This window comes from Flavihumibacter petaseus NBRC 106054, from assembly GCF_000974785.1.
Lineage (GTDB): Bacteria > Bacteroidota > Bacteroidia > Chitinophagales > Chitinophagaceae > Flavihumibacter > Flavihumibacter petaseus.
In genome coordinates this window covers 362,799-376,306 of the sequence record NZ_BBWV01000001.1, presented here as the reverse complement: position 1 = coordinate 376,306, position 13,508 = coordinate 362,799, and the positions used below count along the sequence as shown (strand labels likewise).

Here is a 13,508-nt window from a genome sequence, read left to right as displayed (position 1 = left end):
CCATAAATTGCCGCAGATTTCACTATGCTGCAACTGTTACATATTCAGAACTACGCCATCATCGATGCGCTGGAGATCCCCTGGAGAGAAGGACTTAGTATCATCACGGGCGAGACCGGTGCAGGAAAATCCATTCTGATGGGTGCGCTCTCACTCATACTTGGTGAAAGGGCAGATAGTGGTGTTGTATTCAACAAGGATAAAAAATGTGTTGTTGAAGCCGTGTTCAAAGTTTCCGGTAAAACTGTTGTCAGATCATTTCTGGAAGAAAATGACCTTGAAGTACAGGATGAAGTGGTCATTCGCCGCGAGATTGGAAGCAATGGCAAGAGCAGGGCATTTATCAATGACACACCCGTAACGCTTCAGCAGCTGCAGGAACTGACTGTTATGCTGGTAGACCTGCACCGCCAGTTTGATACACTATCGATCGGGAGCTCAGGTTTTCAGCTTGCTGTAATCGATGCGATGGCGGCGTCTTCCCGCGAGCTTGCAGCATACCAGAAGGTTTTCAGACGTTGGCAGGATAATCAGAAGGAATTGCTGAAATTGAAAGAGCAGCAGAGCAGGGATAGCCGGGAACTTGAATTCAACCGCTTCCTCTTCCAGGAACTGGAAGAGGTAAACCTGAAAGAAGGTGATCTCGAACAACTGGAAGCCGAACTGGAGCTATTGACGAACGCGGAAAGCATCAAGACGGCACTGGTTCAGATCAATCAGCAACTTCGTGAACAGGATCAACCTGTCATCCAGGTGATCCGTCAGCTGGTTCAGCAACTTCAGCCATTTACCGCGCAGCAGAAAGACCTGGGTGAATTGGTGGAACGCCTCCATTCCGTACAGCTTGAACTGGCGGATCTTGCTGATGAAGCAGATCGCTGGAGCGATAAGATCAGCTATGATGGCGAAAGGGTAATGGCAGTCGAAGAAAGACTGAACATTGGAAACCGGTTGCTGAAAAAACATGGGGCCAGGACAACGGCTGAGCTCCTGGCCATACAGGTGGAGCTCTCCGAAAAACTACAATCGGTGGTTGCCCTGGACGAGCGGTTGAATCAACTGGAGGATGAGGTTAAATTGAACTTCGATGAACTAAAGGCTGCCGGAAAGAAACTCTCCGCGCTCAGAACTGCCCAGGCGACGCCGCTGATGAAGCAGGTGAACCAGCTGTTGCACCGTGTCGGGATGCCAAATGCCAGCATTAAGGTGACCATTACGCCGGTTGAACCGGCATTGATGGGAATGGACAATGTCGACTTTCTGTTTGATGCCAATAAAAGCGGGCAGTTTGCGCCGCTCAGGAAAGTAGCAAGCGGCGGTGAACTCAGCCGGTTGATGCTTTGTATCAAGTCACTGGTAGCCGGAAAAGTGGACCTGCCCACACTCATCTTTGATGAGATCGATACGGGGATTTCAGGAGAAGCCAGCCGGCAGGTGGGTTTGATTATGAAAGAAATGGCAGCTGCCCGGCAATTGATCTGTATCACCCACCAGCCACAGATTGCGGGAAGGGCCGATCACCATTTATTCGTTTACAAGCAGGAAAAGGCTGGGCAGATACAAACAAGGATCAGGTCATTGAGCGAAAGCGAACGAATCCGGGCAATTGCTGAAATGCTGGGCGGTGAACAACCGAGCGCAGCAGCTATGGAGAATGCAAGGGAAATGATCCAATCTCCCTAATTTCGCAGCCAAAGCAAACCATCATATGGCTTATAATCTATTAAAGGGAAAGCGCGGTATCATCACCGGTGCACTGGATGAAAATTCTATCGCCTGGAAAGTTGCCGAGAAAGCTGTTGAAGAGGGCGCAACGATCGTATTGACCAATGCCCCGATTGCTATGCGCATGGGTGAGATCAGGAAACTGGCGGAAAAGACCAATGCCCAGATCATCCCTGCAGACGCTACCAGTACAGAAGAACTGTCTCAATTGTTCCTGCAGTCACAGGAGATCCTGGGCGGTAAAATTGATTTTCTGCTGCACTCCATCGGCATGAGTGTGAATATCAGGAAGAATATTTCCTATACCGAGTCGAACTACGACTATTTCCTGAAAGGGATTGACGTGTCTGCGCTCTCCTTCCATAAAATGATGAGTGTGGCCCGCAAACTGGATGCCATGAACGAGTGGGGAAGTATTGTGGCATTGACGTATATGGCTGCCCAGCGTACCTATCCATTCTATACCGATATGGCGGATATCAAGGCAATGCTGGAGTCAATCGCACGTAGCTTTGGCTACCATTACGGTTTGGAGAAGAAAGTGAGGGTGAACACTGTTTCCCAGTCTCCCACCAAAACCACTGCCGGGACCGGTATCAAGGGCTTTGGTGATTTCTTCGACTATGCGAATGCTATTGCCCCGCTCGGAAACGCCACAGCGGAAGACTGTGCGAATTACTGTATTACGTTGTTCTCAGATCTTACCAAAATGGTGACGATGCAGAATCTTTTCCACGATGGTGGTTATTCCAGCACGGGCGTAAGTATGGAAGTGATGACCAAGCTTGGCGTGGAATAAACGGCAAGCTTCGCTATAGCGCTAACAAAAAATCCCGCACTGCGGGATTTTTTTATTTCATACTAATATTCGTCTTCATTGAAAAAGAAGTCTTCCTGGGAAGGATAGTCTGGCCAGATGTCGTCGATCCCCTCATAGATTTCACCTTCATCTTCCAGTTCCTGCAGGTTTTCAACCACCTCAATAGGCGCTCCGCTCCTGATTGCGTAATCGATCAGCTCGTCTTTGGTGGCGGGCCAAGGAGCGTCTTCCAGGTAAGAAGCCAATTCTAGCGTCCAAAACATCTGTACTGGGTTTAAATTTCCGGCAAATGTAGGTGTTAAAACGAAATTTCCAAATCCTTTCACCTACAACGCTTAATATTGCGCCATGTTGCAGGCAAAAGGGATAAAAAAGAAATACGGTTCACTGGAGGTACTGAAAGGAGTGGATATTGAAGTGAAGGAAGGAGAAATCGTAAGTATTGTGGGATCCTCAGGCGCGGGGAAAAGCACCCTGTTGCACATACTTGGGACGCTGGATAAGGCGGATGCCGGGCAGATAGGGCTTAACAAGACGGAAATAACCGGGATGACGGACAGGCAGCTTGCCTTTTTCCGGAACCGGTATATCGGGTTCGTCTTTCAATTCCATCACCTGTTGCCTGAATTTACTGCCCTGGAAAATGTCTGCATACCCGGTTGGATCGCGGGCAAGCCAAAGGAGGCGGTGGAACAGCGTGGCAGGGAGTTGCTGGGGCACCTGGGTCTGGCAGAACGGGCAGAACATAAGCCGCAGGCGCTCTCCGGAGGTGAGCAGCAGCGGGTGGCGGTGGCCAGGGCACTGATCAACGAACCACGTATCATATTCGCAGATGAGCCTACAGGTAACCTTGATTCGGCCAATGCCCGTGATTTGCATGATTTGTTTTTCCGGCTGCGGGCTGATTTTAACCAGACTTTTCTCATTGTGACCCATAATGAAGAACTGGCCAAGATGAGCGACCGGGTGTTGCACATGAAAGACGGAAGAATGACAGACGTCTGACCCCCTGCTATTGTTTCACCCTTGGTTTCCAGGGAATTTCCGCTACACCCAACAGATGGCCGGAATACCTGGCGAGAACGAAAAGGTAATCACTCAGCCTGTTGATGTACTTGATGACGAGCGGGTCAATAAAATGCTCTCCGTCCTGAAGTGCAACGCAAAGCCGTTCAGCTCTCCGGCACACACACCGGCTTATATGCAGGGAGGAGATTGCCATATGTCCACCCGGAAGAATGAAGAATTTCATCGGTGGCAATACTTCATTCATCTGATCAATCCACTTTTCAAGCTGGTCAACATCAGATTGTAGCAGATCCGGCATGCGCATCAGCGGTTCTTTTTCCGGATCTGTAGCCAGGGAAGCGCCGATAGTAAAGAGCCGGTCCTGGATTTCTTTCAGGCGCAATACTGACTCATGATCCTTTAACTGGTCTGCACAGAACCCGATATGGGAGTTCAGTTCATCGACAGTTCCGTAGGTGTCAATCCGAAGGTGGCTTTTGGGCACTTTTGTACCGCCGATCAGGGAGGTGTGACCGGCATCACCCGTTCTCGTATATATTTTCAACGCCATGTAGAGCAGATTTGGCTGGATGTTCGTTTCTGCGGTCAGTTTCAATAAGACCATCACGGAGCCGGACGATGCGGTGTGCATGATTGGCGATATCTTCCTCGTGGGTCACCAGCACAACTGTATTTCCGGCGGACTGGATCTTTCCGAAGATGTCCATGATCTCTATGGAAGTCTTGGTGTCAAGGTTTCCCGTTGGTTCATCGGCAAGGATCAGGGAAGGGTTGTTCACCAAAGCCCGGGCGATTGCCACCCGCTGGCACTGTCCACCGCTGAGTTCATTCGGTTTGTGATGGCTTCTTTCCGCCAGCCCTACCTTTTCCAGCACCGCCAGGGCCATTTCATGGCGCGTTTTCTTAGCCAGTCCCGCATATACCAGCGGAAGTGCAACGTTCTCTGCAGCGGTAAGACGCGGCAACAGGTTGAACTGCTGGAAAACAAATCCGATTTCTTTATTGCGCACATCGGCGAGGCTGTCATCATCCATCTTACTGACATCCTGCCCATTGAGCACATATTTTCCGGCGGTTGGTGAATCCAGGCAGCCCAGAATATTCATCAGGGTGCTTTTGCCGGAGCCCGAAGGACCCATCAGGGCCACGTATTCGTTTTTATGGATATCAAGCGTAATTCCCTTGAGTACAGGAATTGCCTGTTTACCCATATAATAACTCTTTTGGATGGCGCTTAAATGGATGATCGGGTGACTCATATTATTTTTTGATCACTTTTGGCACATAGAAGTATTGATCGTCGGCGTCCGGGGCCAGCTCCAAAGCAGTTTTCCTTTCCAGCGAAGGTTCCAGCCTGTCCGCCCTCAGTACATCGGTCTGATCGGTCATGTGAAGTAACGGTTGAACACCTGAAGTGTCCAGCTGGTTCAGCTTCTCCACAAAACTGATCATCCTGGTCAGATCATCCTGAATCTGCCGGGTATCCTCTTCATTGAACTCTAACCTGGCAAGCCCGGCGAGATGTGTGATAAGTTCTTTGGTTACTTCCATATGCTATCAACAAAAATAAGGTTCTTATCTTCGCCGCGCTATGGAAAAAGGAAAAAAAGGGATAGTAATGAGCGGTATCCGCAGTACCGGAATGCTCCACCTGGGGAATTATTTTGGCGCCATGCAGAATTACGTCAGGATGCAGGAAGATTATGACTGTTATTTTATGGTGGCAGACCTGCATACGCTCACGACCCACCCCGACACCAGCGAACTGAAGGCCAACGTTCACCGGGTTCTGGCCGAAAATATCGCCTGTGGTCTTGACCCGCATAAAGTGGCCCTTTATTGCCAGAGCCATATCCCGGAAACGGCTGAACTTTACCTCTACCTGAATATGCTGGCCTACAAAGGTGAACTGGAGAAAACGACCACCTTTAAGGATAAAGCACGCCAGCATCCGGAAAACATCAATGCCGGATTGCTCACCTACCCGGTGCTGATGGCAGCTGACATCCTGTTGCAACGTGCCGCGTACGTTCCTGTAGGAAAAGACCAGGAGCAGCACCTGGAGATGACGCGTAATTTCGCCAACCGCTTCAATCACCGCTATGGCGAAGTATTTCCGGAGCCCTATGCTTTCAATTTCGGTGAGCAGCTGGTAAAGGTGCCCAGCCTTGACGGAGCAGGCAAAATGAGCAAAAGTGAAAATCAGAATGCGACCATCTACCTGGCAGATACCGACGACCTGATCCGTAACAAAATAAAAAAAGCCAAAACGGATGCTGGTCCGACCGAACCGGGAACCCCCAAGCCTGACTATATTGAAAACCTGTTTGCGCTGATGCAGCTGGTCAGCCAACCGGATACCCTTGCTCAATTTGAAAAGAACTACAACGATGCCGCTATCCGGTATGGTGATATGAAAAAACAGCTGGGGGAAGATATGGTAACTTTTATCGCACCCATCCGCGAAAAAGCGGAAGCCATCCGGCAGGATGAAAAATACCTGCGCGAGGTGATGGAAATGGGTGCTGAAAAAGCAAGAAAGAGCGCACAGGCCACGCTTGAAAAAGTACGGGAGGCAATGGGGCTGAAATACTATTAATTTAATTATCTTGAAGCTGGCCACCCGGCAGGTTATAACTTATGGCAAAGGGCAAAAAACCAAAACATATCGCGATTGCTGGCAATATCGGTGCAGGTAAAACTACCCTCACAGAAATGCTCAGCAAACATTATAAGTGGATTCCACAATTTGAAGATGTTGATCACAATCCTTACCTGAATGATTTTTACGAAGACATGCCCCGCTGGAGTTTTAATCTCCAGATATTTTTTCTGAATAGCAGAATCAATCAGATACTTGATATTCATCGTGGTACCGAAACTGTTATCCAGGACAGAACGATATACGAAGACGCCCATATTTTTGCACCCAATCTGCATGAAATGCAGTTGATGAGCAAACGCGATTTCGACAACTATTTCCTGTTTTTTCAGACGCTCAAATCCATGGTCCAACCTCCGGACCTTTTAATTTACCTCCAGGCGTCCGTACCGACACTCGTCGGGCAGATTCAGAAGCGCGGGCGCGAATACGAAGAAAATATTCGCCTTGATTACCTCAAACGGCTGAACGATTTTTATGCGAAGTGGATCGGTGCCTACCAGGAAGGACCACTGTTGGTGATTGATGTCGACAAGAACAAATTTGCCGAAAAAGAAGAAGACCTGGGAGAGATCATCAGCAAGGTAGATGCCCAGTTATTTGGCCTCTTTTAATTCCCGTCAAAACACGCTGGTATACGCGATTGGGTGATTGTAATTTGTTCCCGGTTAACAAATAAAACAATCACAGAAAAATCGTTAGCATGAAAAACCATGAAGCGATGGAAACGCTTTCCATCGAAGAGATGACCCGCATCAGTGGCGGATCAGCAGGTGAAGGTACATTGGCGGGAGAACTGGCACAGTTAGGTGCTAAAGCACTGCAAAGCTTGTGGGAACTGGGAAAAATGGTTTCCGATACACAGTCATCTATTGCCAAAAAGTAGCAGGAGGCCGGGCAACCGGCCTCTTTTCAATTGCCATGAAACAAACACTGCCAGCCTGGATGAACTGGATCTATTGCATAACGTTGTTGCTCACAGGAGTTGTTTGCCTTTTGATTTTCTTCCTCAATGCAGATGTTGTTGTGCAGGCTGCCGGTCGGGTAACACCTTCACGGGAATCAGTTGTGCTCTACGCACGTGAATCCGGTTCTATTGATACCATCTATGTTCAGGATGGATCGGCAGTGAAGAAAGGTCAGGCCATCTTTTCCATGCGGGACGAAGTTAACCTTGTACGATATCATCAGTTGCTCCATGAAGAAACATTGCGTGCAGCAATGGCAACTGAACTGGCCGGGTTGATCGCCTGGCTGTCACACCGCAACAACGATTCTTTACAATTGAAAACAGATAATGGCAAAATAATCTGGCAACAGTTTTTGGCTGATGAAAAACTGCTGCTACATGACCTCGGCAAAGCGGATCTTGAAATAATGCGGAACAGACCGCTTTTCCAGGAACACATCATACCGGCGTCGGAATGGGAAGAGAAATTGGCAACGCAGACTGCTGCTGCGCTCCGGCTACAGCAATACCGCTATTCTGCACAAAAACAATGGCAGGAACGTATTGAAGCATATCAGGCAGAAAACCGGTCAAAACAAGTGTTGCGTAACGGTGCTGAATGGGAGCAAAAAGAAAAGCTGGCCAAAGCGCCGGGGGCGGGAAATATTCAGCTGATGGCTGCTGCGATGCCGGGTATGTTTGTGCAGAAAGGGGAACCGTTGTGCCGGATCATTTTTGGTGATAGCCTTGTTGTGGAAGGATTTGTTTCCGGAATCCAGATGGCGATAATACATGGTAACATGCCGGCGAGAATCCGGTTGGCTGCTGCTTACAGTCATCATTTCAATTCGGTTGACGCCAGGGTGATTCAGGTTGACCCTGTATCGATAGATAAAAATGGCATGGCGTGCCGACGGATTGTCTGCCGGCTTCCGCCGCATTCGTTCACGCTCCCGAATGGTTTCAGTTTTTCCTGGATTGCCGGGATTCCGGTTGGAATAACTATAGTGATCGCACGACGAAAAATTTGGCAGGTGTTATTCGACAAACCCGATGACTGGTTTAAACCTTCCAAATCAATCTGACATGTGGTGGTCAAAGCCAGTCAGGCAGCAGGATGCCACAGATTGCGGCCCTGCGTGCCTGGCATATGTGATGCGTAGATTAGGACTCCGGATGCCACTGACGACACTCCGTATTGCTGCGGGAACTGATAAAAGCGGTACGTCACTATGGGGACTTGTACAGGCCGCGGCTTCCTTTGGCGTGGAAGCCAGTGCGATCCGGATGTCTTATGATCAGCTATCGTCGTTTTCCATTCCCATCATTGCACATATCAGGTACACGAATGGGCAGTTTCACTATGTATGCGTGAAGAAGTGTACACCGGATTTCCTTGAAATCATGGATCCCGCTGCCGGCAAACATTCGAAGTTGCCGGTTGGGGATTTCATGAAGCAATGGACAGGGATTGCAATCGTATTTAAAAAGCAGGAAAATTCACCGTCAATTCTGGTTCCTGGTAATAAAACCGGTCAGGCATCTGTGATAATGAGATTATGGCCGCTGATTCAATGGCAGAAAAGTTTATTGGTAAAAGTGGTCCTGGGCGCCGCATTATATTCGCTGCTGACCTGTACCATGGCTATCTATCTCCAGCAGGTTGTGGATGAAGTGCTCAATCAGGCTAATCCCGATACGCTGAATACCATGGTCATTATAATGATTGCTGTACTGTTGCTGCAGGGTTTCATAGGTATATCACGTGACATGCTGGTATTGTTGTCAGGGCAACAAATTGATCATCAGCTGGTCATGTCTTACATCAATCATCTTTTCAGATTGCCGCTTACTGTTACGGAAGCATACAGCAGTGGTGAGATCAGCAGCAGGGTTGGAGATGCCATGAAAATCAGAATGTTGGTGAGTGATGCCGGTGTCGGGATTTTGCTTCAGCTGATGATAGCTATCTGTACCATGACAATTATGGGATTTTACCATGTTCGATTGATGCTGATGGTATTCGCTACATTACCGGTTTTATTACTCTTATGCTGGCTCATTCATCGGTACAACCGAAACGCATTCAGAATGATATTGGAAGCAGCGGCAAAAGTTGAGGCTGCAATTGTGGAATCCATACAGTTGATGCCCATGGTAAAAAAAATGTCAATTGAGCCTGGTATGGTCAGCAGATTTGAAAACTATTGGATCACATTTATGGCAGGTATGCGAAGGTCTGTGATCAATAATAGTCTTCTGAACCAGGCTTCGGAGTTTTTCATGAAAGGTATTACTGTTACGTTGCTGTGGTATTGTGGCGGCGCAGTGATTGACCACAAGCTTACTGCCGGGGAATTGATTTCATTTTATACATTGTTGGGTTATTTTTCCTCTGCCCTGCTGACCATTCTGGCATCAGGGAGGTCGATACAGGAAGGGCTGGCAGCAGCGGACCGGTTGTTTGGTATGATAGCTTTAAAACCTGAAGTCATTGCTGACCGTTGCAATTTGACATTTGGAAAACGCTACTTTGGTGGCATTTCCTTTGATGATGTCAGTTTTCGCTATCCCAATGGGTTTATGGCTTTGAAAAATATCAGCTTTACGATTTCTGCCGGGAAGCTGATAGCATTAACGGGCAGCAGCGGGAGTGGTAAATCCACCATTGCGGCATTACTTCAGCGACACCTGGAACCCCAGTCCGGAAGCATATCGGCGGGCGGATTCGGTTTTAATAATTTCAGTCTGTATTCTATTCGCAAACAAATCTGTTGGTTGTCGCAGGACCAACAGGCAATTACCGGTACGGTTTGGGAGAATATTTGCCTTCATAATGATTCTCCCGACTGGGAACGTATGTTGAAAGTCTGCCAGGAAACAGGTATTGACGAACTGGTCACACGTCTGCCTGATCAGTATAATACGCAATTGAAGGAACGTTCCGGGCAATTTTCGGCCGGACAATGGCAACGGTTGTACCTGGCCCGCGCGCTGTACCGTGAGCCATTATTACTGATTCTGGACGAAGCCACTGCGCATCTTGACGCTACTGCTGAAACAGAGATGCTGAATATGCTCAGGGCCTATTGTACCGGGGGGATGACGATCCTGCTGATCACCCATCACCGCCACCTGCTGGAGATCTGCGACGAAGTGCTGGCAATGGAAGACGGCTGCCTAAAATCCACGGCAGCTTTGGATCGGCCAGTTTTGGGTTGACGATTCCTGCGCAGGCAAACTGGGGTACTTGCTTCATCAGCCAGCCACACTAACACTATCAGTTTTGCCCGGGTCATCCAGCAACCGCCCGATAGCCGACCACCAGCAAACCTACAGCGGTCCCCCAGCGAAAGGGTGGGTTTGCCGGGGGACGGGTGCAGGTCGGCTGTAGGACCGGTGGTAGTTTACACCAGGGCTGCACTATTTTCCAGCTTAATACGGCTATACTCGCTCAAAGCTGAACATCTGCTGAAATGATACTTAGTTTTTGGCAACTGGAATAACTGGTAACCCGTTTCCGGGGGAGAAACAGCAACGAACTCTGTTTTCCATGGACGAACTTTAGTCTTTTTCTACATCTACCCTGATGTTACCCTGTTGATAAGCCTTTGGAACCTCATTGGTTATCCGGGTTTTACCCGGAAATGACCCGTTTTCCCTATGAAAACTAGGTAGAATCCGGGTAAAATCTGGCTACACGCCGGGTTACCAAAGGATAAACAAAAGAATGGCAAAAGGGTATCAACAACGCTGCTTTCCGGCAATGGATTATTGCGGTTGGGGATAGCCGGCAAACTTTTGTAACTGTTCCAGTTCAAGCCTGATGCGCTGTGACCACCTGGACTGGCCTTCAAGATCGCGGGAATAATTGGTTTCCGTATCATACTGTTTCTGATACGCGGCCTGATCCTGGGCGACTTTTTGGTAAATGGCGTTTATGTCCGGTTCAAGTGAATTTTCCCTTGGTTTATATGCGGCAAGGGCCTGATGCAGTTTTCGGGTAAACAACTCCGATATGTCGAAATGCCCCTGTTCATGGGAAAGTATTCTTTCAGACCGGACTTTCGTCCAGGATTTGTGCGGATAGAATACACATTGAAGGGTATAGGTCAGACCACCTTCACCAAAGTGATAGCCAAAAAGGATGGATGTGCTGGTCAGCGCGGCATTGGGTGCGGATTCAACGGGGGCAGCTTTGAAATCCGTCCAGGTCAGTAATCTTCTTTCTTTCCAGTTGATTTTCTCGGCGTCAGGTGAATTAAATGAGGGAAATGCAATAACGCTTTCGTGCGAACAATTCGTTTGAAGTGGGGGAGGATCCGGGTGAACCAGAAGGGACGGGACCAATAACAGGAAATGAACGATTGTCACCAGTTACGCTTTAAGGCAAAGATGGAAATTATTAAACACGTCTTTGTTACAAAAAATCCTAAATATTTAAAAAAAATTCCGCCCTGTGAACAGGGCGGACTGCAAGCAACGTTGAGACCGAAAAAAATTATTGAACCAGGGGCCCGGCAGCAAGGATTTCTGCTGAGACACCTGAAGCGTATTTACTAAAGTTTTGCTGGAACGCAGCAGCCAGGCAGGCGGCCTGCTGATCGTAAGCGGCTGAGTCGGCCCAGGTATTCCTGGGTTGCAGCAATTCAACCGGAACGCCCGGACAGGAAAGCGGTACTGCCATGCCGAATACCGGATCTTTTTCATACGCTACCCCATCCAGTTTGCCGTCAATAGCCGCTTTGATCATTGACCTGGTGAAAGACAGTTTCATGCGGTGCCCGGTACCATAGGGTCCGCCAGTCCAGCCAGTATTGATCAGCCACACTTTTACCTTGTGGCGGATCAGCCGCTGACCCAGCATTTCTGCATAGCGACCGGGATGCAACGGCAGAAAGGGGGCACCGAAACATGCGCTGAATGTTGATTTCGGACAGGTTACACCCGTTTCAGTGCCGGCGACCTTGGCGGTATAGCCCGAAATGAATTGATACATGGCCTGTGGTGCCGTCAACCTGGAAATTGGTGGTAAAACGCCATAGGCATCACAGGTCAGAAAGAAAATATTATCCGGGATAGCACCGACTGAAGGATCAGCTGCATTGCTGATATAATCGAGCGGATAAGAAACCCTGGTATTTTCAGTTATCGTAGCGTCATCAAAGTCAATTTTGTTGGTGCCTTTCAAGAACCGGGTATTTTCCACCAATGCACCGGGCCGGATGGCGCCATAGATCTCCGGTTCTTTGTCCGCGGACAGATTAATACACTTTGCATAACAGCCACCTTCGAAGTTAAACACATTGTTGTCGGTCCAGCCGTGTTCGTCATCACCGATCAACTGACGGGAGGGGTCGGCACTGAGGGTTGTTTTTCCGGTTCCGCTAAGGCCGAAAAACAGTGCAGTATCACCATTAACTCCCTTATTGGCGGAGCAATGCATGCTCAATACATCGTGCTTCATGGGCAGGATGTAATTCAGCACCGTGAAAATGCCTTTTTTTGTCTCTCCGGTATACCCGGTGCCGGCGATGGCAATTGTCTTGTGGCGGAAGGAAATCACGGCAGCATTGGACTGCCTGATGTTAAGGGCCTTCGCGTCCAGCTGGAGATCAGGCGCCGCCAGAATGGTCCATTCCTGGTCAAAACCGTCCAGCTCCTCCTCAGTGGGCCGGAGAAACATGTTATAGGCAAAAAGACTCAACCATGGTTTATCGGTAACCACGCGGATGTTCAACCGATACCGGGGATCGGCACAGGCATAGGCATCCCGAACCCAGATAGCCGGGCAGGAAGCCAGGTGGTCGTTGATCTGTTGCCGGATGGCAAGGAATGTCTTTTCCTCAATGGAATGGTTGAATTCGTTCCAGTTTATCGTATCTGCGGTTACTTCGTCCCGTACAATGTATTTGTCTAACGGGCTCCTGCCGGTGAATTTCCCGGTCATTACGACCAGTGCTCCGGTATCGTTCAGAACGCCTTCTCCCATAGCCAGTGATTGCTGGACCAGTTCTTCCGGAGGAGTTTGATAATGAACGTTTTCAGTGTGCTTCAGGCCAGTTGCTACCATCTGCTTCAGGGGGATCAGAAAACTCGGTACTGACATAACAAAACAGTCGTTGATTTTCACAAATCTAGTGGTTGACGACACTTTGCCCTAGTAATGTGTAACTGTTACATTATAGATTCTGTCTAATAACAGGGCATATTTATTTGAAATTGTTTTTTATCTGCGGCGGAGCAATTTGTTATTATCTAAACTAACAACTGTTAGTTTGCTTAAAAACTAAATTTTGATGCCGCTCTCGTGGGAAAGGAAC

The 13,508-nt window shown here is 48.7% G+C and carries 14 protein-coding genes; 8 read left to right on the top strand and 6 right to left on the bottom strand.

Going from position 1 to position 13,508, the window contains the following annotated elements:
• The first annotated feature begins 24 nt into the window (after positions 1-24).
• Both recN and FPE01S_RS01610 read left to right on the top strand, forming a co-directional pair.
• Entirely contained in the window at positions 25-1,683 is a 1,659-nt protein-coding gene (gene recN, locus FPE01S_RS01615) for a DNA repair protein RecN (protein ID WP_046367191.1), read from the top strand.
• 25 nt (positions 1,684-1,708) lie between these two features.
• Positions 1,709-2,524: an enoyl-ACP reductase FabI gene (locus tag FPE01S_RS01610; RefSeq protein ID WP_046367190.1), complete on the top strand. Its 816-nt coding sequence runs from the start codon at positions 1,709-1,711 to the stop codon at positions 2,522-2,524.
• A 62-nt stretch (positions 2,525-2,586) separates the two neighbouring features.
• Here the strand turns inward: FPE01S_RS01610 and FPE01S_RS01605 are convergent, their stop codons facing one another.
• Positions 2,587-2,808: a DUF2795 domain-containing protein gene (locus FPE01S_RS01605; protein ID WP_039131553.1), complete on the bottom strand. Its 222-nt coding sequence runs from the start codon at positions 2,806-2,808 to the stop codon at positions 2,587-2,589.
• An 85-nt stretch (positions 2,809-2,893) separates the two neighbouring features.
• On the opposite strand from FPE01S_RS01605, the gene FPE01S_RS01600 reads away from it, so the two are divergent.
• Positions 2,894-3,550 carry an ABC transporter ATP-binding protein gene (locus FPE01S_RS01600; RefSeq protein ID WP_046367189.1) on the top strand — a complete coding sequence of 219 codons (657 nt, stop codon included), beginning with the start codon at positions 2,894-2,896 and terminating at the stop codon, positions 3,548-3,550.
• 7 nt (positions 3,551-3,557) lie between these two features.
• On the opposite strand, the gene FPE01S_RS01595 is transcribed toward FPE01S_RS01600, so the two are convergent.
• The 3 genes from FPE01S_RS01595 to gatC are packed head-to-tail and all read right to left on the bottom strand — an operon-like array spanning position 3,558 to position 5,125.
• On the bottom strand, positions 3,558-4,124 hold the full coding sequence (locus tag FPE01S_RS01595; RefSeq protein WP_174446973.1) for a cob(I)yrinic acid a,c-diamide adenosyltransferase: 567 nt from the start codon (positions 4,122-4,124) through the stop codon (positions 3,558-3,560).
• Positions 4,093-4,833: an ABC transporter ATP-binding protein gene (locus FPE01S_RS01590; RefSeq protein WP_046367188.1), complete on the bottom strand. Its 741-nt coding sequence runs from the start codon at positions 4,831-4,833 to the stop codon at positions 4,093-4,095. The genes FPE01S_RS01595 and FPE01S_RS01590 overlap by 32 nt, the downstream gene beginning before the upstream one ends.
• A 1-nt stretch (position 4,834) precedes the next feature.
• Entirely contained in the window at positions 4,835-5,125 is a 291-nt protein-coding gene (gene gatC / locus FPE01S_RS01585) for an Asp-tRNA(Asn)/Glu-tRNA(Gln) amidotransferase subunit GatC (RefSeq protein WP_046367187.1), read from the bottom strand.
• 40 nt (positions 5,126-5,165) lie between these two features.
• On the opposite strand from gatC, the gene trpS reads away from it, so the two are divergent.
• The 5 genes from trpS (at position 5,166) to FPE01S_RS01560 (ending at position 10,407) form a co-directional block, all read left to right on the top strand.
• A complete protein-coding gene (gene trpS, locus FPE01S_RS01580) occupies positions 5,166-6,173 on the top strand; it encodes a tryptophan--tRNA ligase (RefSeq protein WP_046367186.1) in 1,008 nt (335 codons plus the stop codon).
• A gap of 41 nt (positions 6,174-6,214) precedes the next feature.
• Positions 6,215-6,850: a deoxynucleoside kinase gene (locus FPE01S_RS01575; RefSeq protein WP_046367185.1), complete on the top strand. Its 636-nt coding sequence runs from the start codon at positions 6,215-6,217 to the stop codon at positions 6,848-6,850.
• Positions 6,851-6,939: 89 nt separating this feature from the next.
• Complete coding sequence (locus tag FPE01S_RS01570) at positions 6,940-7,122, top strand: hypothetical protein (RefSeq protein ID WP_046367184.1); 183 nt, start codon at positions 6,940-6,942, stop codon at positions 7,120-7,122.
• A 35-nt stretch (positions 7,123-7,157) separates the two neighbouring features.
• Positions 7,158-8,270 (top strand): HlyD family secretion protein, encoded by a 1,113-nt coding sequence (locus FPE01S_RS01565; protein WP_046367183.1) that lies wholly within the window; start codon positions 7,158-7,160, stop codon positions 8,268-8,270.
• Between the two features lies 1 nt (position 8,271).
• Entirely contained in the window at positions 8,272-10,407 is a 2,136-nt protein-coding gene (locus tag FPE01S_RS01560; protein ID WP_072053936.1) for a peptidase domain-containing ABC transporter, read from the top strand.
• A gap of 549 nt (positions 10,408-10,956) precedes the next feature.
• Here the strand turns inward: FPE01S_RS01560 and FPE01S_RS01555 are convergent.
• Positions 10,957-11,559: a DUF922 domain-containing protein gene (locus tag FPE01S_RS01555; protein WP_046367181.1), complete on the bottom strand. Its 603-nt coding sequence runs from the start codon at positions 11,557-11,559 to the stop codon at positions 10,957-10,959.
• Positions 11,560-11,686: 127 nt separating this feature from the next.
• Positions 11,687-13,294: a phosphoenolpyruvate carboxykinase (ATP) gene (gene pckA / locus FPE01S_RS01550; RefSeq protein WP_052955433.1), complete on the bottom strand. Its 1,608-nt coding sequence runs from the start codon at positions 13,292-13,294 to the stop codon at positions 11,687-11,689.
• Between the last annotated feature and the right edge of the window lie 214 nt (positions 13,295-13,508).

What these genes read in the sequence shown, in the direction of transcription:
- FPE01S_RS01565 (WP_046367183.1), top strand. Translation starts at nt 7,158, where the DNA reads ATGAAACAAACACTGCCAGCCTGGATGAACTGGATCTATTGCATAACG.
- gatC (WP_046367187.1), bottom strand. Translation starts at nt 5,125, where the DNA reads ATGGAAGTAACCAAAGAACTTATCACACATCTCGCCGGGCTTGCCAGG.
- FPE01S_RS01570 (WP_046367184.1), top strand. Translation starts at nt 6,940, where the DNA reads ATGAAAAACCATGAAGCGATGGAAACGCTTTCCATCGAAGAGATGACC.
- FPE01S_RS01575 (WP_046367185.1), top strand. Translation starts at nt 6,215, where the DNA reads ATGGCAAAGGGCAAAAAACCAAAACATATCGCGATTGCTGGCAATATC.
- pckA (WP_052955433.1), bottom strand. Translation starts at nt 13,294, where the DNA reads ATGTCAGTACCGAGTTTTCTGATCCCCCTGAAGCAGATGGTAGCAACT.
- FPE01S_RS01610 (WP_046367190.1), top strand. Translation starts at nt 1,709, where the DNA reads ATGGCTTATAATCTATTAAAGGGAAAGCGCGGTATCATCACCGGTGCA.
- trpS (WP_046367186.1), top strand. Translation starts at nt 5,166, where the DNA reads ATGGAAAAAGGAAAAAAAGGGATAGTAATGAGCGGTATCCGCAGTACC.
- recN (WP_046367191.1), top strand. Translation starts at nt 25, where the DNA reads ATGCTGCAACTGTTACATATTCAGAACTACGCCATCATCGATGCGCTG.
- FPE01S_RS01590 (WP_046367188.1), bottom strand. Translation starts at nt 4,833, where the DNA reads ATGAGTCACCCGATCATCCATTTAAGCGCCATCCAAAAGAGTTATTAT.
- FPE01S_RS01605 (WP_039131553.1), bottom strand. Translation starts at nt 2,808, where the DNA reads ATGTTTTGGACGCTAGAATTGGCTTCTTACCTGGAAGACGCTCCTTGG.
- FPE01S_RS01595 (WP_174446973.1), bottom strand. Translation starts at nt 4,124, where the DNA reads ATGGCGTTGAAAATATATACGAGAACGGGTGATGCCGGTCACACCTCC.
- FPE01S_RS01560 (WP_072053936.1), top strand. Translation starts at nt 8,272, where the DNA reads ATGTGGTGGTCAAAGCCAGTCAGGCAGCAGGATGCCACAGATTGCGGC.
- FPE01S_RS01600 (WP_046367189.1), top strand. Translation starts at nt 2,894, where the DNA reads ATGTTGCAGGCAAAAGGGATAAAAAAGAAATACGGTTCACTGGAGGTA.